The sequence below is a fragment of the Citrobacter sp. BIDMC107 genome (assembly GCF_001037575.1).
Classification (GTDB): domain Bacteria; phylum Pseudomonadota; class Gammaproteobacteria; order Enterobacterales; family Enterobacteriaceae; genus Citrobacter; species Citrobacter freundii.
In genome coordinates this window covers 988,293-1,011,421 of sequence record NZ_KQ089848.1, presented here as the reverse complement: position 1 = coordinate 1,011,421, position 23,129 = coordinate 988,293, and the positions used below count along the sequence as shown (strand labels likewise).

Sequence of the window (23,129 nt, the reverse complement as noted above, 5' to 3'; positions counted from 1 at the left end):
GATGATCTGGAAACGTCATTTGACGCTGGATGAACTCAATGCCACCAGTCAGAACACGATGGTGGCGCATCTGGGAATGGTCTATACCCGACTGGGTGATGATGTGCTGGAAGCCGAAATGCCGGTGGATAGCCGAACGCATCAGCCGTTTGGCCTGCTGCATGGCGGCGCGTCGGCGGCCCTGGCGGAAACGTTGGGTTCGATGGCGGGTTATCTGATGACGCGCGACGGGCAGTGTGTGGTGGGGACGGAACTAAACGCCACGCATCATCGGGCGGTATCGCAGGGGAAAGTACGCGGCGTTTGTCAGCCGTTGCATCTTGGGCGTCAAAATCAAAGCTGGGAAATCGTCATCTTTGATGAGCAGGGACGACGCTGTTGCACCTGCCGTTTAGGCACGGCGGTGATGGGGTGAGGTTACCCGGCAAAGTAAAATGAAATTGCAGAGTTAACAGGTAAATGAAGTGATCCAGTTAACAATGCAATGTAAATAGTCAGTTATGTCTCAGGTTTATGTGGTTGTCAGGTTGTTAAAATCAGGAAAGATGTTATAGAAACAAAATGTAACATCTTTCTGGATCACGCAAACGGACAACAACTATGAATAAATCAGGGAAATACCTCCTCTGGACATTGCTCTCCGTTATCGGAGCATTTGCCCTGGGATATATTGCGTTAAATCGTGGTGAACAGATCAACGCGTTGTGGATAGTCGTGGCGTCAGTCTGTGTCTACCTTATCGCTTACCGTTTCTACGGCCTGTACATCGCGAAAAATGTACTGGCGCTGGACCCGACGCGTATGACGCCAGCCGTGCGTCATAACGATGGTCTGGATTATGTACCCACCGATAAAAAAGTACTGTTTGGTCACCATTTTGCGGCGATTGCCGGAGCGGGTCCGTTAGTTGGACCGGTGCTGGCGGCGCAAATGGGCTATCTGCCGGGGATGATCTGGCTGCTCGCCGGGGTGGTACTGGCAGGGGCGGTGCAGGACTTCATGGTGCTGTTTGTTTCTACCCGTCGCGATGGTCGTTCCCTTGGCGAACTGGTGAAAGAAGAGATGGGCCCAACGGCGGGTGTTATTGCGCTGGTAGCCTGTTTTATGATCATGGTGATTATCCTCGCGGTACTGGCGATGATTGTCGTGAAAGCGCTGACCCACAGCCCGTGGGGAACTTACACCGTAGCGTTCACTATCCCGCTGGCGATTTTTATGGGGATTTACCTGCGCTATCTGCGCCCGGGCCGCATTGGTGAAGTGTCGGTTATTGGTCTGGTATTCCTGGTGTTTGCCATTATTTCCGGCGGCTGGGTAGCGGAAAGCCCGACCTGGGCACCGTACTTTGACTTTACCGGCGTACAGCTGACCTGGATGCTGGTGGGCTACGGTTTTGTCGCCGCCGTGCTGCCGGTGTGGCTGCTGTTGGCCCCGCGTGATTACCTCTCTACCTTCCTGAAAATCGGCACCATTGTTGGTCTGGCGGTAGGGATTCTGATCATGCGTCCGACGCTGACCATGCCAGCTCTGACCAAGTTTGTTGACGGTACCGGCCCGGTCTGGAGCGGTAACCTGTTCCCGTTCCTGTTTATTACCATCGCCTGCGGCGCAGTCTCTGGTTTCCACGCGCTGATTGCCTCCGGCACCACGCCGAAGATGCTGGCGAATGAAGGTCAGGCCTGTTTTATCGGCTATGGCGGGATGCTGATGGAATCCTTTGTCGCCATTATGGCGCTGGTGGCGGCCTGCGTTATTGACCCGGGCGTTTACTTTGCGATGAACAGCCCAATGGCGGTACTGGCACCTGCCGGAACCACCGATGTGGTTGCGTCAGCGGCACAGGTAGTCAGCAGTTGGGGTTTTGTTATCACGCCTGATACGCTGCATCAGATCGCTAACGATGTCGGCGAACAATCCATTATCTCCCGCGCAGGTGGTGCGCCGACGCTGGCCGTCGGGATGGCGTACATTCTGCATGGCGCGCTGGGTGGCATGATGGATGTGGCGTTCTGGTATCACTTCGCCATTCTGTTTGAAGCTTTGTTTATTTTGACGGCGGTTGATGCCGGTACACGCGCTGCGCGCTTTATGCTGCAGGACTTGCTGGGCGTGGTGTCACCGGGCCTGAAACGTACCGATTCGTTGCCTGCGAACCTGCTGGCGACGGCGCTGTGCGTGCTGGCCTGGGGTTACTTCTTACACCAGGGCGTGGTGGATCCTCTGGGTGGTATTAATACCCTGTGGCCGCTGTTTGGTATTGCTAACCAGATGCTGGCCGGTATGGCGTTGATGCTCTGTGCTGTGGTGCTGTTCAAGATGAAACGCCAGCGTTACGCGTGGGTGGCACTGGTCCCAACCGCCTGGCTGCTGATTTGTACCCTGACCGCTGGCTGGCAGAAAGCGTTTAGCCCGGATGCAAAAATCGGCTTCCTGGCTATCGCCAACAAATTCCAGGCGATGATCGACAGTGGTAACATTCCGGCGCAGTACACCCAGTCGCAGCTGACGCAGCTGGTGTTTAACAACCGCCTGGATGCGGGTCTCACCATCTTCTTCATGGTAGTCGTTGTGGTGCTGGGTCTGTTCTCCATCAAAACTGCGCTGGCAGCATTGAAAGAGGACAAACCAACGTCGAAAGAGACGCCGTACGAGCCGATGCCTGAGAATGTCGAAGAGATCGTGGCGCAGGCGAAAGGCGCGCACTAATATTCTCTTAACCAATGAGCCCTCTCCTGAACGGGGAGGGCGTTTGTACGACAGGGAATCACTATGTTTGAAACACTCGCCAAAGCCGGGAAGTATTTAGGTCAAACCGCCCGATTAATGATAGGTGTGCCGGATTACGACAACTATGTTGAACATATGCGCGTCACGCATCCGGACCAAACGCCAATGACCTACGAAGAATTTTTCCGCGAGCGCCAGGATGCGCGATATGGGGGGAAAGGCGGCGCGAAGTGCTGTTGATTTTTTGCCGGATGGCGCTGACGCTTATCCGGCCTACAACATCGCATTTGCCGTTATAATTAGTCGTCGTAGGCCTGATAAGACGAAGCCGCTATCAGGCATCCCATACCCTAATCATACCGTAAACGACTCTACCTTTTCGAATGCTGCGCGCAGTGTCTCCGGCGTTAACGTTACCGGCAGGGCGTGAATGGACTCCACCGGGCGCAGGGTGTGCGTAATCACTTTGTCGATTTCTGCGCGATTATTGATATCCACGTCCAGTTGAGCTAATCGGGTTGGCAGGTTGAAGCGCTGATAGGCGGTAATTAACTGCACCAGCACGGCATCTTGTCCCAACAACGCACTCTGCACCAGGATGCCGTACGCCACTTTAGTGCCATGTAAAAACTTCTCTGTTTGTGGGAGGACGGTCAGGCCATTGTGAACAGAATGCGCCGCCGCCACGCGGGTGTAGCGCTCGCCCAGACCACCAACCATGCCGCCTCCGGCAATAATCGCATCCACTACATCGCAAAACGTGCGGCTTAACGAGCCTTGTTGTTTGTCTGTCAGCGCCTGCTCGCTGCTTTCCAGCAGGACGTCGCGGATCGTCTGCGCGGCATCGATACCCAGACGAACAGTTAATGGCAGGTTTTCTGGCTGAGGCGCAAGCACGACGGCCTCGTACCACTTCGCCAGCGTGTCGCCGATCCCCGCCAGTAGATATTCCTCTGGCGCATTGAGAACGATCTCGGGTTCGACCAGAACGAGGAAATTGGCATCAGGGAAAATTTCAAAATGCAGCGCCTGGCCTGCATCGTTATACCAGACGGAGAGCGGCGTCCAGGCAGCGCAGGTCGCCGCAATCGTAGGAATACCGACAAACGGCAGATCCAGACGACGGGCCAACGCTTTAGCGGTGTCGAGCAATGTTCCTCCGCCCACGCCAATCACCACGCTGCGATTCTCTCCCGACTCTTTTGCCAGTTGAGCAACATCGGTTTCGCTGCAATGTCCCGTAAACAGCAGGCGCTTAGCCTCGGCGAGATGAAATGTCTCTGGCAGATAAGGGCGGGCCGCATCGATAGCGCGCTCACCATAAACCCACACGGCGCGTGAAAGTTGGTCGGTAGTGAAAAAATCGTTGAGTCTCGACAGGCTGCCGGGATGGGAAAAATAGTTGGCCGGGCCGGTGACGACGCGAATCTCTGTATTACTCATGTTGTGTTGTCCTTTGGCTGTCCTGTCCAGGCAGGTTATTTTTATATAGACGTCTGAACGTCTTGATTGCCAAATACTAGCATCGTGTTATAGTGGCTTCAACCACAACATCACACGCTGGGATAACAATAATGAGTAATAACCCGCTGATTCCGCAAAGCAAACTGCCTAACCTAGGCACTACTATCTTCACGCAAATGAGTGCGCTGGCGCAGCAGCATCAGGCCATTAATCTCTCGCAGGGATTTCCTGATTTTGACGGTCCGCTCTTTTTGCAGGAGCGTTTGGCGTATCACGTCGCGCACGGTGCAAACCAGTATGCACCGATGACGGGCGTGCAGCCGCTGCGCGAAGCCATCGCGGATAAAACGGCAGACCTGTACGGCTACAAACCCGACGCGAATAGTGAAGTGACCATCACGGCGGGGGCCACAGAAGCGCTGTATGCCGCGATCACTGCGCTGGTGCGCCCAGGTGATGAGGTGATTTGTTTTGACCCGAGCTACGACAGCTATGCGCCTGCGGTTGAATTATCCGGCGGGGTGGTTAAACGTATCGCGCTGCAACCACCGTCTTTTCGCGTCGACTGGCAGGCTTTTAGTGCCTTACTCAGCGACCGTACCCGATTGGTTATCCTGAACACGCCACATAATCCTTCTGCCACCGTGTGGCATCACGCCGATTTTGACGCGCTGTGGCAAGCAATTAAAGAACGCGAGATCTTTGTCATCAGCGACGAAGTTTATGAGCATATCTGTTTCGCCAGGCAAGGGCATGCCAGTGTGCTGGCACATTCAGAGCTGCGGGAACGCGCTGTTGCTGTTTCATCGTTTGGTAAGACCTACCATATGACCGGCTGGAAGATTGGCTACTGCGTTGCGCCAGCAGCCATTAGCGCTGAGTTACGCAAGGTACACCAGTATCTGACGTTTTCCGTCAACACGCCGGCTCAGTTGGCACTGGCGGATATGCTACGAGAAGATCCTGCACACTATCGCGAGCTGCCTGCGTTTTATCAGAAAAAACGCGACGTGTTGGTGAACGCGCTGCGTGACAGCCGACTGGAAATTCTGCCGTGTGAAGGCACGTACTTTCTGCTGGTCGATTACAGCGCCGTTTCCACGCTTAACGACGTGGAATTTTGCCAGTGGCTGACCACTGAAGTGGGCGTTGCGGCGATACCGCTGTCTGTGTTCTGCGCCGATCCTTTCCCGCATAAACTGATTCGTCTCTGTTTTGCCAAGCAAGAATCGACGCTGTTAACAGCAGCTGAACGTCTGGTGTCGCTGTAGCTATTTCACCGTCCAGGCTTTGGAGAATCGACGGTCGGCGAACAACTCTTGCAGACCGTTGATTTGCTTCAGGCGTAACACCTCGTCGTTGTCCATGCCGAGATCCTTGCTAATTCTTTCTTCACTCCATCCCAGTTGCGATAGCTCGCGGACAATCTCGGACATGGCGTGGATTTGATGACGCCCACGGGCGCGGTTGTGGCGAATGGTCGCCGCCATACGCTCATGGCGTTCTCGTTCTAAACAGGCAACCGGCAGGTATCCTTTAAGCTTGGGCCTCAGTGAGGCTTTGGCTTTACCTAACTCGTGGCGGTGGAAACCGTCGACAATTTCGTATTCATCTGCCGTTGAGTGAACCACCACAATGGGCTGTGTAAACCCGTCTGCTTCAAGGGACTTCAGCAGCAGCTTTTTCTCCGGTGGCGCAACGTTATTGGGGTTGTAGTCATTGGGTGAAATGTGATCATTTTTAACCCAAAGTACGCAATCTACGGGTTCCTCGCGAAAGGGACTGACGCTGTGTATCGCCCGCCTGAATTCATTGATGGCTTCAATTCGTTCTTCTTCTGACAGGCCAGAAAGAAAGCCGAGGAGTTCGTGAGTTAGTCGGTGTTGCATAAGATTCCCCATTCCTGGCGTTTTGTTTTCATACGTTCGTTATAGCGTTGGTAGTTTTTGGGTTTCGTTGGACTGAATGAAAGTGCCCGACACCAGTAATCATTATTCAACAGGACTTTGCAGATACGTCGCCATGAAGGAATATCTTTCGAACCAATATCGCCTTCCTGAGTTTGCGGGATATTATCCATGCCTTTTTTCTTATACCACTGCAAATAGACGGCGATTTTATTGCGGTAATGCTCTGCGGTAGTCTCCGGCATGCTGTTCAATAGCAGCATGGCATATTCCTGCCAGCTTAAATGCTCTGGTTTAAGTATTTTCCGATGACCGTAAAAATGGTTGTCATGACCGGCATAAATCCCCCCGCTTTTAACACCGCTGACACGGGCGCACATAGCCGCCCAGCGCTCGGGTTCAATGACATGATATAACCATAATCCCTGACGCTGTTCCGGGCCAAAGGGTTCGCAAATGCGCATATATCGTGTCGGGACCCCGGCCTGGTACATCAGATTATACAGGGGGTTACACGGCAATTTTGACTTCGCAAACCACGTCCAGATGTCGGCTGTTTTCCAGTCATACAGCGGGTAAATATACCAGGTGTGTCCACCAGGTGCTGCAGTCGTCCACGGCTTGTCATCGGCAAAACGCTGCTTTTGCGAGTTGGCAATGGCAACAAAGCGGTTATATGACTCATCGGCGCGGATGCCCACCATCATGGCAGCCGGTCGTTTCTGCGAAAACCAGTCAGCGAACTCACGAACAAATTGTTCAAAGGTCATGCCGGGTTGATAGAAGGAGAAATATTCAGGATCGGTTATGGCATCTGCGGGCGGCTGGCGAACCCATTGCGTACCCGGCTCCCAACACTGCCATTCGGGTTGAAATTGTGACAGTGAATTCTGCGTCGTCAGCGGTAATGCCACCCAATAGAAATTTTCGATGACATCGGAATAACTCTCGCGCAGCGCCTGGATATAATCGATAGTGCAGGAAAACTGCGCCTCCCAGTCGATAAACAAGACGTTTATTTTTTTCTGTAACTGGCGGGCAATGGCGGCGGTTAGATGTAACATCAGCCCCGAATCTTTACCTCCAGAGAAAGAAACGCAAATGCGTGGCAGAGCCTCAAGCGTCCAGGCGATACGATCCTGTGCGGCTTCGAGAACGTTTTGATTCAATGGTATTTTATAAACAGACATATCAAGACCATATCAGAGATTTTTATTGTTTGTATTAATAAGAGATGCACATTATTACGATATGCCAATTTATATAGTATGCAATATTTAAATATATATTTAATTTATATGTGTTGCCTTGTTACATTCTGAAAATGAATTAAATGTACTGATGAGAAGTTGCAATACGATTTACAGACCTTCTGAGGAGATTTGATTTATATATGCAGCGAATGCTTTGTTGTTAAGCGACGCCCTGTTATACATTAAAAATAGCTGGACGCTGGGTAGATTAAAGTCAACACTAATCTCTTTGAGATTAAGTGCAGTCGCATAGTGATCGTACATTAATTTAGGAATCAGGCCAATAATATCCGTGCTGGAAATAATATTAACGATTGATGTCAGAGAATCGCTACTAAATCCAATCTTACGATTAACAAAAAAAGTATTGGCTTGTGATTGACATTCTTTAATACCTTTCTCTTCGGTGAGTAAGAAGGTGAATTGCTCTTGCATAATTTGTTGCAGGGTGCTTGAGTCATTCATTCTGGGATGGTCTTTTCTGCAAATCAAAACACTCTCGATAGTCTTAAAAGGGATGCAAACGACGGAACGGTTATGGACCGGCATCATCGTAACCACCATGTCGGCCTTGCGGTAAGCCAGTATGTTTTCAGCAGTTTCTGCCGACATTAAGATATCGTGATGTTCGACTTCAATATCTGAATCTTGTACCAGAGCATGAATTAATGTCGTCACATTTACGGTGGTTGTAAGTTGTGGGCTGTAAATAATGAATTTATTTTTCAGCTGGGCACCATGCATGATGCTTATTGTTTGCTCCAGTTGATTCAGGTTTTGCTCAAGATGATGATGAAGATTAATACCCGTCACCGTGGGCGTAATACCTTTGCCGGAGCGAATAAATAAAGGGTCGTTAAACTGCGTACGCAGTCGTTGCAATGACTGACTTACAGCTGATGGCGTGATGTACAGCGTTTCTGCAGCCTTGCTGATGCTCAAATGTTGATATATGCATTCAAATATAATCAACAGGTTGAGATCGAACTTTTTGAGGTCATAGAGGTTAGCCATGCGTACTTTCCTGTGATGGTAATGTAGTGAGAAATTCAATTGTGGAATAGTTTAAATGGTAATTATTCTTGAAATTTATGTTTGTGTGCTTAATGAATAATTAACTTTAGCTAAAATAGCACAAGTTGCGTAATTTTCAGCAGGAAAGTTAATTTAAATGAGTGATTGATATGAGAACGATAACAATCACTCATCTTGTTACTTTTATTTATTTCCCATAATAATGTTTAATTTTTCTTTATCCGGTAAGCCTACTTCCTGTTGTAACGTATCGTCTTTACTCATGTAATAGATAGCCGGCGTTACGTTGGCCCCCAAATCATCCATCAACTTTTGGTTGATATTCAGTAACTTCATTTGCTCCGCAGGGACCGAAGCCGGGATTTCCAGCTTCATTTTCCCACCGGATGCCTCATAGTCATGCCAGGTTTTGGCCGGATCTTTGGTTGCCAGAATTGCAGCGGCGGTGGCCGGACTTTCAGGTTTAATTACGCCAACCAATAATGTACGCAACTGAACTTTACCGGATTCTACCCACGGACGCGCCTGCTGCCAGAACTGTTTACAATAGGGACAGAAGGGATCGGCAAACACGTACACAATAACCGGTGCCTCTTTTTTCCCGTCCAGAATCCACGATGCTTTTTCCATTCGCTGCCACATTTCACGTCCGGCAGGGGCATAGATCTCTTTTTCTATGAGCGAATTACTGAGGTTTTCGCCTTTTTCATTATACATGTAGCCGGAGATGGCATGTTTACCGTCAGGCGTGACATAGATAGTGACCCCCATGTCCTGGTATTTTCCCAGATAGCCTTTCATTCCACCCGGTGCATCGAAAGGCTTCAGGATGGTAATACCCTGTTTCTCAATAGCTTTAACGGGAGCAGGCAGTTCTTCGGCATGCACCACGGCAGGGAGCAGGGTTAAAAGTAAGGTACGTTTAAACATTGATTTTCCTTATAAAATCAGCAGGAAAGGGGGCTTAATTGCAAAACCTATCGCAGCCATAGGTAAGATCGACGGTCCATCGATTGCCCTTTCTTGAGTTGGGTGATGTAATCCCAATCGCTGTTACGACCTTTGTTAAGGTAGTGTAGAGCGCAACACATAGCCAGCCCTGCTGGCACTGACGTTACCTGCGGGTAGCTCGGGTAATGAGGCTCCCTGCATAGGGGGCCTTTTTTACTTTTGTCTTTTAGGTTCGATTGAGTAAGTTGTTAGTTAACGCTTATTGATTTGATAAAGGAAACGCATTAGCCCTGCTAAGAGATTTTCGTTAACTTATCTCTCAACGAAAACACGGAGGAAGTACAGATGTCTTTGATTAATACCAAAATTAAACCTTTCAAAAACCAGGCGTTCAAAAACGGTGAGTTCATCGAAGTAACCGAGAAAGATACCGAAGGTCGCTGGAGCGTCTTCTTCTTCTACCCGGCTGACTTTACTTTCGTATGCCCGACCGAACTGGGTGACGTTGCAGACCATTACGAAGAACTGCAGAAACTGGGCGTAGATGTGTATTCCGTATCTACTGATACCCACTTCACCCACAAAGCATGGCACAGCAGCTCTGAGACCATCGCTAAAATCAAATACGCGATGATCGGCGACCCGACTGGCGCCCTGACCCGTAACTTCGACAACATGCGTGAAGATGAAGGTCTGGCTGACCGCGCAACCTTCGTTGTTGACCCGCAGGGTATCATCCAGGCAATCGAAGTTACTGCTGAAGGTATCGGCCGTGATGCATCTGACCTGCTGCGTAAAATTAAAGCTGCACAGTATGTCGCTTCTCACCCAGGTGAAGTTTGCCCGGCGAAATGGAAAGAAGGTGAAGCAACCTTAGCTCCATCTCTGGACCTGGTTGGTAAGATTTAAGTCGCATAATTTGTAGGCCGGATAAACGTAGTGCATCCGGCATTCCACAGGCGCAAATCTGCGCCTGTTTTATTCCAGCACCATGACGCAAGTTGCATTAATGCAGTCCCGCAAAATCGGCTTGCATGATGATGTTTTCAGAGAGGGAAGAATAATGCTCGACACAAATATGAAAACCCAGCTCAGGGCTTATCTTGAGAAACTGACCAAACCTGTTGAGCTGATTGCTACGCTGGATGACAGCGCTAAATCGGCAGAAATCAAGGAACTGCTGACTGAAATTGCTGAACTGTCAGAAAAAGTCACCTTTAAAGAAGACAATACTCTGGCGGTGCGTAAGCCATCGTTCCTGATTACCAATCCCGGTTCTCACCAGGGACCGCGTTTTGCCGGTTCTCCGCTGGGTCATGAGTTTACCTCTCTGGTGCTGGCTCTGCTGTGGACCGGCGGTCACCCGTCAAAAGAGGCACAGGCGTTGCTGGAGCAGATCCGCGATCTCGACGGTGATTTTGAATTTGAAACCTATTATTCGCTCTCCTGCCACAACTGCCCGGACGTAGTGCAGGCGTTGAACCTTATGTCGGTACTGAACCCACGTATCAAACATACGGCGATTGACGGCGGTACATTCCAGAACGAAATCACCGATCGTAACGTGATGGGCGTTCCGGCGGTATTTATGAACGGCAAAGAGTTCGGCCAGGGTCGTATGACGCTGACTGAGATCGTGGCGAAAGTGGATACCGGCGCAGAAAAACGTGCAGCTGAAGAACTGAATAAGCGCGATGCTTATGACGTGTTGATTGTCGGTTCTGGTCCTGCGGGGGCGGCGGCAGCGGTGTACTCTGCACGTAAAGGCATTCGCACCGGTCTGATGGGCGAACGTTTTGGCGGTCAGGTTCTTGATACCGTTGATATTGAAAACTACATCTCAGTACCGAAAACTGAAGGTCAGAAACTGGCAGGTGCGCTGAAAGCACACGTTGATGATTATGATGTCGATGTGATCGACAGCCAGAGCGCAAGCAAACTGATCCCGGCAGCGCAGGAAGGCGGTTTGCATCAGATTGAAACAGCCTCCGGCGCGGTGCTGAAAGCACGTAGCATTATCATCGCCACCGGCGCGAAATGGCGCAACATGAACGTTCCGGGTGAAGATCAGTATCGCACCAAAGGTGTAACCTATTGCCCGCACTGTGATGGTCCGCTGTTTAAAGGTAAGCGTGTTGCGGTAATTGGCGGCGGTAACTCCGGCGTTGAAGCGGCTATCGACCTGGCAGGTATTGTTGAACATGTGACGCTGCTGGAGTTTGCTCCTGAAATGAAGGCAGACCAGGTGTTGCAGAATAAGCTTCGCAGCCTGAAAAATGTCGACATCATTCTGAACGCGCAAACGACAGAAGTGAAAGGCGATGGCAGCAAGGTCACTGGCCTGGAGTATCGTGACCGCGTGAGCGGGGATGTTCACAATGTGGAACTGGCCGGTATCTTTGTACAGATTGGTCTGCTGCCGAACACCAACTGGCTGGAAGGCGCCGTTGAACGTAATCGCATGGGTGAAATCATCATCGATGCCAAGTGCGAAACCAGCGTGAAAGGTGTTTTCGCTGCCGGTGACTGCACCACCGTACCGTATAAGCAGATTATCATCGCGACCGGTGAAGGCGCGAAGGCCTCGTTGAGTTCGTTTGATTATCTGATTCGCACGACAGTAGCATAAAAAGAGTAAGACTCACCTGCAATGCCAAAACCGCCAGTCATACGCTGGCGGTTTTTTATTTCCATATACTCACATTGTCAATTCTTGAAACAATAAACCGTATAAAACATTCACTTAATTAGCCTGATCATTATTTTCATCAAAGAAAGAGAGGGCGTTATCTTTATTATATTAACCTGCATTATTTTTTCATTTGTTGTGTGAATAAATGGTTGGTTAATTCATGGGTGAAATATATGAAACCCTGACGATCTTTGAATCGACAGGGTTATTGTTACGTGATTTTTTTATCTCTCACGATAATTGCACGCTGAAAGCGGCTTATTCAGCTTTAGATACAAATGCCTCGGTGCTAACAGAGCAGGAGTGGCTGGAAGCGGAGTACGACTTCAATGCGCTGTTTGTCGGACCGCAGAAGCTAAAGGCCGCGCCGTTTGCCTCGGTTTATCTTGAAGAAGATGCCCTTGTAATGGGTAAATCAACCCTTAGCATTCGGGAATTCATGGCAAATATAGGGTTATCTATAAGTGTCGTGAATAATATTCCGGATGATCATATTTCCTGTGTATTGGAATTGGCGGTTTTATTATCAGCTAATGCCAGAGCATCGTCAGAATACCAGGTGACCCTTACTCGATATGCCTCTGAGTATGTCGCGGTGTGGGTGCCCGAGTATATAGAAAAAATAAATATAAATGCACAAACCGCCACGTTGAAAAACGTTGCTGGAAGATTGTCTTCTTGGCTTGATGAATTAAAAACGAGAGTATCAATATGAGTAATGAACCGGGAGTTCTGAACAGACGTTCATTTTTGAAAGGGTTGATTGCCCTTGGCACGGTCGCAGCCCTGCCAGGGGGATTGCTGACTTCACGCTGTGCATTGGCGCAACCGCCCATTCCATTTAACCCCAAAACCTACAAAATCTATCGTAACGCCTGTCCGCGTAACTGCTATGACACTTGTAGCCTGAAAACCTGGGTGAAGGATGACGTCATCACCTTTGTGGAGGGTGCGCCTGAGTCAACGTTTACGCATGGAACTCCGTGTGTGAAGGGACTGAGCTACCCGCGTCGGGTATACAGCCCGGACCGCATTAAATATCCGATGGTTCAGGATGTTCGCGGTAGCGGGAACTGGCGTCGTATTTCCTGGGACGAAGCAATGCAACGCATTGCGACCAAGATGCTGGAGATTAAAAAGAAAGACGGTTCAATGCTGGGTCTGGCGATGACCAAATATTCCGGCAAATTTGGGGTATTGAACTATGCGGTTGAAGGGATGATGTCTTCGCTGGGTTACACCACGCGTTTTGCCGGAACACCTTGCTGGCCAGCCGGTATCGATGCCCAGAACTACGATATGGGTGATATGTGGTGTAACGACCCGGAAGATTTTGTGAAAGCAAAATACATCATTATCTGGGGCGCTAACCCGGCCTGGTGCTCTATGCACACCATGAAGTATATCTACCAGGCGCGGGAGAAAGGGGCGAAAGTGGTCGTTATCGATCCGCTGTTAACCCAGACCGCTGCGAAAGCCGATCTCTATTTACGCGTTCGTCCTGGTTCTGATGGTGCGCTGGCGCTGGGTATGGCACGTCATTTGGTGGATAAAGGTCTGGTGGACCAGGATTTCGTCAACAACTATTCCCATGGTTACCCGGAATTCGAAGCCTATCTGCGCAACAGCGTTACCGTAGAGTGGGCGTCTGAGATTTGCGGGCTGTCGGCGGATGTTATTCGCCAGTTGGCGGAAGAATTTACCGCGGTTAACCCTGCTACCGTGTGGATTGGCTACGGCATGCAGCGTCATGTTAACGGCGGCGCTAACGTACGGGCGATCGATGCCTTTGTGGCAATGACCGGCAATATTGGCATTGAAGGCGGCGGCGCTCGCTACGGTCATCTGCATACCTGGGGCTTTAACTACAACGCCATGCTGCAGAAGCCACCGGTAGGCTCCATCGGTATGCCAGGTGCGGCGGGAACTACCAGCGAGTTTGGTTCTGCGGGGGAAGTCGCACAGTATTCCGATCGCTCATTGAATATCAACCAGACCGCCAAGGGAATTCTGGAAGCCAACGAGCCGCCTGTCCGAATGCTTTGGGTTGCCTGTAAGAACCCGTTTGCTCAGGATTTTGATCGCAGCAAGATGGAAAAAGCATTCGAAAAACTGGAAATGGTGGTCTGTGCCGATCAGTTCTTTAACGAGACCGTCCAGCATGCCGATATCGTTTTGCCTGTCACCACGGCCTTTGAAGAGTGGAACGTAGACGCCTCATATTGGCACTACTGGCTCTCAATCAACCAGCCTGCAATTAAGCCAATGTACGAGGCAAAATGCGATCTGGAAATCGCCGTTTTACTTTCCCGCACAATCAACAAGCTGGAGCCGGGTTCTTGCACATTCCCGCAGGAGTTCAATCATAAGCGTTGGCTGGACCAGGAATTCAATGACGGAATGGCCAAAATGTTTGGCATCTCCTCCTGGGATGACTTACTGGATGGCCCGAAAAAAGCCATTTTGCCGAGTTCTGCGGCCTGGTATGACCGCAAATTTAAAACCCCCTCAGGAAAGTTTGAGTTCAGATCTGAGCTGTGTGAGAAAAATGGTCATACGGCGCTGCCGGAATACAAACCGGAGGCGAAAAGCACGCTGCCATTCCACTTGTTTACACCGCATGTGCAGTTCGGTATCCATTCCCAATTTATCAACCTTGACTGGATGCAGGTCTTCTATCCGGAGCCGTTTGTCTATATGCATCCGATTTCCGCAGAAAAAAGAGGCATTGCCGAAAACGACCTGGTGAAAGTGTTTAACACCGTAGGTGAAGTAGAACTGCGTGCGAAGGTAACCGCTAACGTTCCGGAAGATTTCCTGGTGATGTACGAGGCGTGGTTCCCGAAACGGAAATACAACGTTCAAAACGTGGTGGCGGATACCCCAGCCGATATGGGGTTGATGAAAACCGGTGCGCCAGGTGCGGCTATCCACAGTCAGTTTGCGGACATCATTTTGATCAGTAAAGGAGCAGCGGCATGAGACGCGCGTTTTTAGTTAATAGCGATAAATGCATCGGCTGCCGTGGCTGTGCAATGGCGTGTAAGAGTTTTAACCAGTTGGAACCTGAACGTTTCTGGCGCTATGTCTACCCGCTGGATAAAGAAATTTATCCGCATGAAGAGCGGGCGTTCTATTCGCTGGCCTGTAACCACTGCGAAAACCCGGCCTGTCTGGCGGCGTGTCCGGTAGAGGCGTACACCAAGCGTGAAGATGGTGTCGTGGTGCATAACCCGGAGCGCTGTATTGGATGCAAAAACTGTATCCGCAACTGCCCATACGGTGCGCCGCGTTTTAATGAGGAGACGAAGAAAGCGGAAAAATGCAGCATGTGCTACGAGCGCCTTGATGTTGGTATGCAACCGGCTTGCGTGAATGCCTGTCCGGTAGGTGCGCTGACGCTTATCGATCTGGATGCCGATCCTATACCTGACAATGCCGTACAGTATCCGCCGGGATTCCCGCGTATGCCGCAGCTTAATCCTGGCACGCGTTTTATCCTTGCGCGTCAGCCGAAGCAGCCGGAGGGCAAGTAATGGAAAAGTATGAACTTCCGCTGGTTATTTTTACCGTATTGAGCCAGATGTCGGTTGGGATCACGCTCATTCTGACGCTACGCACGCTGCAAGGAAAACTGGAAAGCAAACGCCTGTACTGGCTGGTAAGTGGGCTGGTTCTGGCGGTGGCGTCCGTTGCAGCGATCCTGCACCTTGCGCATCCGGATCGCGCCTACGATGCCCTGATTAACCTGCAGCACGCCTGGCTGAGCCGTGAAATTCTTGGCGCAACCTTATACGGTGCGGCGGTCGGGGTGACGTTTTTGGTAAAAGGGCACAAAGCGCCAGCTGTTCTGGCCTCTGTTCTCGGTATCGCGCTGGTGGCGGTGCAGGGGATGACCTATGCTGCCCCGGCAATGGTGGCGATAGCCAACGGTCTGACAATGCTGTTGTTCTTTATCACGGTGTGGGTGATGGGGTGTGCGGCGATTCCACTGCTTAACCTTGCACCTGCCGTTGCCGCATTGCGCCAGGGGATTGTTGTGTGTATGGCGGTCATGATCGCCGCGCCCATTATCTGGCTAAGCGGCGGCACTATCATGCAGATGACGGCGCATGCCTGGCTGACGTCGCCGCTTTATCTGGCGAGTCTGGTCTGTCTGGCGGTGGCCTTTGTGCTAAGCCGTCAGGGAGAGCGTCGCGCAAAAGCGATTTTTGTCCTGCTGTTTGTTGGCATATTCCTGAGTCGTCTGACGTTCTTTGGCGATACGATCAGCACCATCGTGAATATCGGTCATTTGTATTGATCGTGAGGTAATAAAAACCCCTGTCAGGCGTTAACCTGGCAGGGGTTTTCTTTAGCGAATCAGTGGCAGTTAACGAACAACCAGCACTGGCAAAGTCGCGTGACGGACAACGCTGGAAGCGTTTGAGCCGAGCAGATGGGTGCTGATTGATGGGTTACGCGACCCAATGACAACGACATCTGCATTCAACTCTTCACCCAACTCGTTGACCACGTCACGGACGCTGCCAAAGCGGACGTGTTGCTTAATACGGGAAGGATCTATGCTGAAGTGACCGACCATCGTTTGCAGACGGGTTTCCGCTTCGTGTTGCAGATGCTCTTCAAAACGACGAACGTCAGCGGCAAAGCGATGCAGACTTAGGCTCGCTGAGCCTGGCAGCACATGCAGCAGATGGATAACCCCTTTATCCTGGGCCAGAAATTCTGCATGGCGAATAGCCTTGTCGCTCAGTTCCATTTCGAATACATCAACAGGCATTATGATTGTGTTGTACATAAACATTCTCCTTGTCATTACATGAACACATAACAGCATAGTATTAAAAATGATTCTGTCAGTCACGACACAGATTTATGTTTTGCGAACATGAAAGAAAGCGAGGAGCAGGGAGATCTAACCGGAAAGAGGATGCGGATGCATCCCCTGTAAGATAAAGCGAGTGGCTTTGATAAGACAGAGTTAGCGCAGGTAGTCGCCTGCAGCTTCAGGCTGGTACTCAAGCTCAATAACTTCGAGGTGCGTTGAGGTCCCGCCTGGCAGTTCCCAGTGAATGGTATCACCAACGCGCAGCCCCAAAAGTGCAGCGCCGACAGGTGCCATTACCGAAAGCTGTGTGCTGCTGTCAGTCATAGTGGCCGGATACACCAGGGTACGCACACGGACTTCGCCATCACTCAGATTGCGGAATTTCACGCGGCTGTTCATGGTCACGACATCGTGCGGCATGGTTTCTGGAGAACACATTTGGGCACGATCCAGCTCGGCGTTAAGGGCGTCGGCAATCGGTAAACCAGCAAACGCAGGTTGCTCCAACAGGCGGTCAATGCGTTCCGCATCGAGGTCGTTAATGATGATAGTTGGTCTGGACATTTATTACTCCATGTCGTCGATACTGCGGGTGCGCAGGTAAATAATCCCAAAAGAAAACCCTCACCGTCAGGCGGCAAGGGTTTAGCTTTTATGATGATACTGAGACTTACCCCATGTTTGAAGTGATTTAGTTCACATTCAGGCAAATCATCAATATTGTCGCGTATGGTGTGATTTTAGCCGAAAAACGTGATCGTTCTCCAATTTGCATTATGCTTTTTAAGCGCTCGCTGCGGGCGCGTCAAACAACTCAGTGTTCCGCGACAGGAGATCTCATGAGCCAGTACGACAAACTTACCTTGAAAGACGGCAGCTATTTGCATTTTAAAGACTGGGGAAGTGGACAGCCCATTGTCTTCAGTCATGGTTGGCCGCTGACGGCAGATGCGTTTGAGGATCAGATGTTGTTCCTCGGGTCGAAAGGATTTCGTGTGATCGCCCATGACAGGCGTGGACATGGGCGTTCGGCCCAACCCTGGGATGGTCACAATATGGATCAGTATGCTGACGATCTGGCTGAACTTACCGCGCATCTCAATCTTAAAGATGCCGTCCATGTCGGACACTCTACCGGCGGTGGGGAAGTGGCTCGTTATATTGGCCGGCATGGGACGCAGCGGGTGGCAAAAGCGGTGTTAATTGGCGCGGTGACGCCCATCATGATCAAGACTGACTTTAATCCAAATGGCGTGCCGAAAGAGGTATTCGATGGCATCCGTGAGGGGGTTGTGAACGATCGCGCCGCCTTTTTCTATGAATTAACCGCTGCATTCTATGGCTACAACCGTCCTGGCGCAAAAGAGTCGAAAGCCGTCAGGGAAAGTTTTGTTGAACAGGGTTTACAAGGTTCCATCAAAGCGTTGTACGACTGTATCCACGCGTTTTCGGAAACAGATCTGCGTGAGGACCTCAAAAAGATGACCATCCCGACGCTGGTGATCCACGGTGATGACGATCAGATTGTCCCGTTTGAAACCTGCGGAAAGATCGCGGCGGAAATACTGCCTGATTCGCAGTTGAAGGTATATGTCGGCGGCTCGCATGGCATTTGCACCACCCATAAACAACAGATCAACGGTGACCTGCTCAACTTTATTCAGTCGTAATCGTTGGCAGATTGTTCTACGCTGATCTTCTTTTTCCAGGGGGATGAGCGAAGCATAATTTGTGCTGCGCTGACGTTAACTTCAACAGGGAACGCTATGTATTTCTATCAACCGTCACAGGGACACGGCTTACCGCATGACCCGCTAAATGCCATCATTGGACCGCGCCCGATTGGCTGGATTGCGTCGCGTGACGGCAATGGTCGGCACAATCTGGCACCATACAGTTTCTTTAACTGTTTTAACTATCATCCGCCGATTATCGGTTTCGCTAGCAGCGGCTGGAAAGACAGCGTGCAGAATATTATCGAAACCGGTGAATTTGTCTGGAACCTGACGACTCTTGAGCTGGCCACTGCGATGAACGAAACGTCAGCCAGCTTGCCGCACGGTGAAGACGAGTTTTTTGCCGCCGGGCTTAGTAAAGCAGATAGCCGGATAGTCAACGTGCCGCGCGTGGCGCAAAGCCCGGTCAATTTTGAGTGTCGCTTATCGCAAAGCCTGCAACTGACTACCGCTGATGGCTCACCGGTTGATACCTGGCTGGTATTGGGGGAAGTGGTGGGCATCCACATTGATGAAACGCTCCTGGAAGACGGCATCTATCAGACGGCGAAAGCGAAGCCGGTACTGCGTGCAGGTGGGCCAACGGCGTATTATTCGATCAGTGAAACACACCGTTTTGATTTAGTTCGCCCGGATGCACGAGCAAAACGCTGAGCTTACGGACCGACGCCAGCTTGCAGCGTCGGTTGCAAGTTTCAATATCCCACTTTGTCGATAATAAACCGTTTACCGCAGCTACCCGGATGCGGTTGCGGTAAGAATGACTGTGCAGATAACGTCTGGTTGATGTTGTCGGCTTTCAGGGATAACTGGATCTCAGTGAGATACGCCGGATTGCCGTGGCAGCTTAGCTTCACAGCTTTGACGTTCTCTTTGCCCCAGCTTTTGGCAACTGCGGCGTCAAATGCGTTACGGCTGACAGTTTTGCCGTAGTTTTCCGCCAGGAATTTGCCCACCTCGCTGTTCTTAACCTCATTATTCAGCCGTACCATCGTGCCAAAGTACGCGTCGGGATCAAAACCGAAACATGCGCCATGTTTGGCATACTCGTAACGTTCCAGACAGGATCTCCCTCCAGCGCCGGGCATTACGGCGCTGAGTTTTGCTGCGCTTTCCAGCGACAGCCCGGTTTCGGGGGCCGCGCATTTACGGCTGGCACGTGCTTCAGGCAGGTTGGGAATAGGGCGAGTCGCGCAGCCAAAACGCATCCAGCGGCGGTTGTCGACTCCACGGGCGGCAATGGATTTAGGCAGGCTGGGCCATAAACCGTGAACGGTCAGGAAATCCGCTTTGTCTGCGCTCTCTTTTTGTAAACGACATTCGTCAGGCTCCTGACGATTACGCTCGTGTTGGCTCTGACAAAATCCGGTTTGCCAGGAGAGGGCCAGCACGTAGCTGTCAAAATCAGCGTACTGTTTTGCCTGAAGTTCATCGGCCTGAGCTGCAGAAACCGGCAGCAGGAGTGCTGCCAACAACGAAGAATAACGCCATGTTGATGTCATGATGATTTCGGATACTTATATAAATTCTGAATATCATCTATTTAATCATAAAAAATGCCAGTCAGGTTTAGCTGACTGGCATCATTTTCATCAGGTGTGAACCGAAATGATTAGCTCCACATTGCCAGAATCGGCCAGCCGACCAGCAGAAGCATAGAGATGTAGATAACGCCGAAGATAGCACCCAGACGCCAGTAGTCTTTGGACTTCACATAACCACATCCGTAGATGATAACGCCAGGGCCTGTTGCATATGGAGTCAGACAGCCCATGATACCGATGGACAGTACCAGCAGGATACACAGATGTTCCATCGGCACGCCCGGGATACCTTTACCGACAGCCAGAATAACCGGCAGCATGGTGGCAGTGTGTGCAGAAAGGCTGGCAAACAGGTAGTGAGCAAAGTAGAACACCAGCACCAGCACGATTACGGTCGCGTTAGGCGAGAAGCCTTCCAGGTGCGTGCTCATGGTGTTGGCGAACCAGTCGATGAAGCCTGAACGGGTTAAACCATTCGCCATAACGACCAGCGTGGCGAGGTTAACCAGGGTGTTCCATGCGCTGTTATAGCGGGTAATGTCTTTCCACGGTACCACATGCAGCGCCAGCATCAGGGAGACAGCAAGCAAACCCACTGCGGTTGCATCAATCAGTTTACCACCGAAGACCCACAGGCCCAGGCTGAGCAGAACCAGACCGATCAGCGTTATCTCTTTACGGGTCAGTTTACCCATGCCTTTCAGTTCATCACCGGCCCATGCGGCAACTTCAGCACTGTGAGTGACTTCTGGTTTGTACAGAACGTATGACAACCACGGAGCAACGATCAGCAAAATAATACCAACCGGCAGGAAGCTGAGGAACCATTGCAGCCAGCTGATTTGAATACCGGCAATTTTGTTGACGAATTCCAGACCCAGTACGTTTGGCGCAGCGCCGGTCACGAACATAGAGGAGCTCAGGCTGGTACTGATTACCATCATCCACATCAGATATCCGCCGATACGGCGCGCGGAAGGATCGTTCGGGAATGATTTAAACAGCGGTGGCAGGTTTTTGATAACCGGGAATACGGTACCACCGGTACGCGCGGTGTTAGACGGTGTAAACGGTGCCAGCAGAATGTCGATGATAACAATCGCATAGCCCAGCGTCAGGGTGCGTTTACCCATAAATTTCACCAGGAACAGCGCGATACGACGACCCAGACCGGTGACTTCATAACCCAGTGCGAAGATAAACGCACCAAACACCAACCACACGGTGGTGCTGGAGAAGCCCGCCAGACCCCATTTCAGCGCTTGCTTACCCGCTTTAAATGCCGGGTCGGCCAGTTCTGAAGCATCAAACAGCAGATAGTTGCTGCCGATAACGCAGATCGTTACGGCGATAAAGCTGATCGCTGTTGCCGGAATTGGCTCGAGGATCATACCGACGATCATCGCCACAAACACGGCAAAGTAGTGCCAGGCCTGTGGAGGCATTCCATCAGGGACGGGGATAAGAAACATGACGCCCATTACGACCAATGGGGCCAGTAACTTCCATATTTTATCTTTTGCTAAAGACATGTGTGTGATTCTCCGGAAAGGATCTTTAATTGTGATAATGATGAACTTGTGAAATCTGAGCTAAGAACCAGGTGACGATCAGCAGATCGGCGCAGCCTCCGGGACTGAGGTTGCGTTCAATGCACTGTTGGTCGAACTGGTGTAGGTATTCGAGATCGGCAGGGGTACGAATCCCCCCTTGCTGCATCAGGGCGGTGGCCTGCTGCTGTAGCCAACGCAGACCTTCTGCGCCGCCACGTGAAGCCACGTTGGTGTCGCCGTTGATAGACATCAGCAGCAATAAAGTGTCGAGTAACGCCAGTTCAGGGTCGCGGCCCTGAGTCAGCAGTGCGCGGTAGTGCGGCAGGGCATGCTGGATGACTAGCGGGTATCCCGCTTCGGCTTCGCCCCGTGCGCCGGTTAATCCCAGTTGCTGATAAAGACGTTGGCCTGCCGTGAGTTGTTGATTGTTTTGGCGCAGTTCGCGCTCGGTCAGACCACGGCAAAATGTTGCTGCCGTAGAGCAAATGGTTTCAGCGGTAACAGTTAGTTGGAGCTGGTGCAGACGGCCAATGGCGGCGCACAGCAGGCCCAGAGAAAAGATGCTGCCTTTGTGGGTATTCACCCCAGCGGTGGCGCGAAACATATCAGCTTCGCAGGCCATGCCCAGCGGGCGCAGTCCTTTCAATACATCCTCAGGCGACAGCTGTGCGCTAAACGCCCCATATTCAATAAAACGTGGCAGCCAGGCCTGAATAGCCTCGGCGCTGCGATGAAAATCTTCCAGCGCCATATCTTTATGCGCGCCGTTGTTAATACGATCTACCAGACCGGGTTTGGGTGACAGGTTGACTTCAGTCAGCATGGCGCGCCACGCGAGCGTTGCGTAAGCATCAGGCAGATCCAGAGGAAGGACTGCATTATTGGTTGATGTTGCGGGAATCGGCATCATGCAGCAGTGCCTCCATCTGAGTGAGTAAGTCGGAAAGTGCGTGGGTTTTACCCCGCGCACAGTCGGCAGCACTTTGCTCGCACAGCAGACAGCGGCGGGCGGGGAGTGCGAAATGACGCCGGGACAGAATTTCCCCTTCAGGGGTCAGGACATCGATGTCCCATAGCCGTCCCAGCGGGTGTGAATGCTCAAGTTCAATCGTGGCGAGCTTGAGGTCGTGGGCCGGAGCCTCAATAGACAAAAGACCTTCTGGACCACTGGCAGAAACCAGCGCTGTTTGCTCCCTGACAATCCAGGCAGATTGTTCCGCCAGTGCGAGCAAGGCGGTTACGCCGTGATTAAAGATGCGACGGGTTAATGCGCTGTCTTTAATCGGACCCGGTGCAACCACGGTGAACGAGACCAGCGGCGCAGAGTGGCGTGTCAGCCAGTCCTGTTGCCTTGCTTGTCTCTTATCGCGGCTGGCGAGCAGCTCGGGAATCGAAACCGCGTGTTGGGTGGCGAGTTCAGGGAGCAGGTGCATGGC

General features: G+C 51.3%; 23 protein-coding genes. 12 read left to right on the top strand and 11 right to left on the bottom strand.

All coding sequences use genetic code 11. The features are described from left to right. Position 1: 1 nt before the first annotated feature. The 3 genes from entH to SK39_RS04865 all read left to right on the top strand — a co-directional run bounded on the left by entH (position 2) and on the right by SK39_RS04865 (position 2,967). Entirely contained in the window at positions 2-415 is a 414-nt protein-coding gene (gene entH / locus SK39_RS04875) for a proofreading thioesterase EntH (RefSeq protein ID WP_003022055.1), read from the top strand. Between the two features lie 185 nt (positions 416-600). Beyond that, a complete protein-coding gene (gene cstA / locus SK39_RS04870) occupies positions 601-2,706 on the top strand; it encodes a pyruvate/proton symporter CstA (protein WP_032936900.1) in 2,106 nt (701 codons plus the stop codon). Between the two features lie 63 nt (positions 2,707-2,769). Next, positions 2,770-2,967 (top strand): YbdD/YjiX family protein, encoded by a 198-nt coding sequence (locus tag SK39_RS04865; RefSeq protein WP_003022064.1) that lies wholly within the window; start codon positions 2,770-2,772, stop codon positions 2,965-2,967. Between the two features lie 114 nt (positions 2,968-3,081). On the opposite strand, the gene SK39_RS04860 is transcribed toward SK39_RS04865, so the two are convergent. Beyond that, positions 3,082-4,170: an oxidoreductase gene (locus tag SK39_RS04860; RefSeq protein WP_032936899.1), complete on the bottom strand. Its 1,089-nt coding sequence runs from the start codon at positions 4,168-4,170 to the stop codon at positions 3,082-3,084. Between the two features lie 131 nt (positions 4,171-4,301). Between SK39_RS04860 and SK39_RS04855 the strand changes: the two genes are divergently transcribed. Further along, on the top strand, positions 4,302-5,462 hold the full coding sequence (locus SK39_RS04855; protein ID WP_048216712.1) for a pyridoxal phosphate-dependent aminotransferase: 1,161 nt from the start codon (positions 4,302-4,304) through the stop codon (positions 5,460-5,462). Here the strand turns inward: SK39_RS04855 and SK39_RS04850 are convergent, their stop codons facing one another. From SK39_RS04850 to dsbG, 4 genes are all read right to left on the bottom strand, one after another. Then, positions 5,463-6,080 carry an IbrB-like domain-containing protein gene (locus SK39_RS04850; protein WP_048216711.1) on the bottom strand — a complete coding sequence of 206 codons (618 nt, stop codon included), beginning with the start codon at positions 6,078-6,080 and terminating at the stop codon, positions 5,463-5,465. Next, positions 6,065-7,288: a phosphoadenosine phosphosulfate reductase gene (locus tag SK39_RS04845; RefSeq protein ID WP_003835626.1), complete on the bottom strand. Its 1,224-nt coding sequence runs from the start codon at positions 7,286-7,288 to the stop codon at positions 6,065-6,067. Before SK39_RS04845 ends, SK39_RS04850 begins: the two co-directional genes overlap by 16 nt. Positions 7,289-7,459: 171 nt before the next feature. Next, entirely contained in the window at positions 7,460-8,365 is a 906-nt protein-coding gene (citR, locus tag SK39_RS04840; RefSeq protein WP_032936897.1) for a DNA-binding transcriptional repressor CitR, read from the bottom strand. 204 nt (positions 8,366-8,569) lie between these two features. Next, entirely contained in the window at positions 8,570-9,316 is a 747-nt protein-coding gene (dsbG, locus tag SK39_RS04835; protein WP_016149767.1) for a thiol:disulfide interchange protein DsbG, read from the bottom strand. Positions 9,317-9,682: 366 nt separating this feature from the next. Here dsbG and ahpC point away from each other — a divergent pair, with 366 nt between their 5' ends. The 6 genes from ahpC (at position 9,683) to SK39_RS04805 (ending at position 16,332) form a co-directional block, all read left to right on the top strand. Then, a complete protein-coding gene (ahpC, locus tag SK39_RS04830) occupies positions 9,683-10,246 on the top strand; it encodes an alkyl hydroperoxide reductase subunit C (protein ID WP_002894394.1) in 564 nt (187 codons plus the stop codon). Between the two features lie 154 nt (positions 10,247-10,400). Next, complete coding sequence (gene ahpF, locus SK39_RS04825) at positions 10,401-11,966, top strand: alkyl hydroperoxide reductase subunit F (RefSeq protein WP_003835619.1); 1,566 nt, start codon at positions 10,401-10,403, stop codon at positions 11,964-11,966. 223 nt (positions 11,967-12,189) lie between these two features. Beyond that, on the top strand, positions 12,190-12,744 hold the full coding sequence (locus SK39_RS04820; RefSeq protein ID WP_032936895.1) for a TorD/DmsD family molecular chaperone: 555 nt from the start codon (positions 12,190-12,192) through the stop codon (positions 12,742-12,744). After that, complete coding sequence (locus SK39_RS04815) at positions 12,741-15,011, top strand: molybdopterin-dependent oxidoreductase (protein ID WP_003835615.1); 2,271 nt, start codon at positions 12,741-12,743, stop codon at positions 15,009-15,011. The genes SK39_RS04820 and SK39_RS04815 overlap by 4 nt, the downstream gene beginning before the upstream one ends. Further along, complete coding sequence (locus SK39_RS04810; RefSeq protein ID WP_003022094.1) at positions 15,008-15,565, top strand: 4Fe-4S dicluster domain-containing protein; 558 nt, start codon at positions 15,008-15,010, stop codon at positions 15,563-15,565. Before SK39_RS04815 ends, SK39_RS04810 begins: the two co-directional genes overlap by 4 nt. Then, on the top strand, positions 15,565-16,332 hold the full coding sequence (locus tag SK39_RS04805; RefSeq protein ID WP_048216710.1) for a dimethyl sulfoxide reductase anchor subunit family protein: 768 nt from the start codon (positions 15,565-15,567) through the stop codon (positions 16,330-16,332). Before SK39_RS04810 ends, SK39_RS04805 begins: the two co-directional genes overlap by 1 nt. 69 nt (positions 16,333-16,401) lie before the next feature. Here the strand turns inward: SK39_RS04805 and uspG are convergent, their stop codons facing one another. Both uspG and rnk read right to left on the bottom strand, forming a co-directional pair. Then, positions 16,402-16,830, bottom strand: a complete 429-nt coding sequence (gene uspG / locus SK39_RS04800) for a universal stress protein UspG (protein WP_003022101.1) — start codon at positions 16,828-16,830, stop codon at positions 16,402-16,404. Between the two features lie 183 nt (positions 16,831-17,013). After that, entirely contained in the window at positions 17,014-17,424 is a 411-nt protein-coding gene (gene rnk, locus SK39_RS04795; protein WP_003022104.1) for a nucleoside diphosphate kinase regulator, read from the bottom strand. A gap of 275 nt (positions 17,425-17,699) precedes the next feature. On the opposite strand from rnk, the gene SK39_RS04790 reads away from it, so the two are divergent. Both SK39_RS04790 and SK39_RS04785 read left to right on the top strand, forming a co-directional pair. Next, complete coding sequence (locus SK39_RS04790; RefSeq protein WP_044712726.1) at positions 17,700-18,530, top strand: alpha/beta fold hydrolase; 831 nt, start codon at positions 17,700-17,702, stop codon at positions 18,528-18,530. A 96-nt stretch (positions 18,531-18,626) separates the two neighbouring features. Continuing rightward, a complete protein-coding gene (locus tag SK39_RS04785) occupies positions 18,627-19,250 on the top strand; it encodes a flavin reductase family protein (protein ID WP_003022109.1) in 624 nt (207 codons plus the stop codon). Positions 19,251-19,291: 41 nt separating this feature from the next. Here SK39_RS04785 and rna read toward each other — a convergent pair whose 3' ends face one another. The 4 genes from rna to citX all read right to left on the bottom strand — a co-directional run bounded on the left by rna (position 19,292) and on the right by citX (position 23,126). After that, a complete protein-coding gene (gene rna, locus SK39_RS04780; RefSeq protein ID WP_048216709.1) occupies positions 19,292-20,098 on the bottom strand; it encodes a ribonuclease I in 807 nt (268 codons plus the stop codon). A gap of 110 nt (positions 20,099-20,208) precedes the next feature. Next, complete coding sequence (gene citT, locus SK39_RS04775) at positions 20,209-21,672, bottom strand: citrate/succinate antiporter CitT (RefSeq protein WP_003022114.1); 1,464 nt, start codon at positions 21,670-21,672, stop codon at positions 20,209-20,211. A gap of 25 nt (positions 21,673-21,697) precedes the next feature. Beyond that, complete coding sequence (gene citG, locus SK39_RS04770; protein ID WP_003835603.1) at positions 21,698-22,603, bottom strand: triphosphoribosyl-dephospho-CoA synthase CitG; 906 nt, start codon at positions 22,601-22,603, stop codon at positions 21,698-21,700. Then, positions 22,572-23,126 carry a citrate lyase holo-[acyl-carrier protein] synthase gene (gene citX, locus SK39_RS04765; RefSeq protein ID WP_003022118.1) on the bottom strand — a complete coding sequence of 185 codons (555 nt, stop codon included), beginning with the start codon at positions 23,124-23,126 and terminating at the stop codon, positions 22,572-22,574. The genes citG and citX overlap by 32 nt, the downstream gene beginning before the upstream one ends. Between the last annotated feature and the right edge of the window lie 3 nt (positions 23,127-23,129).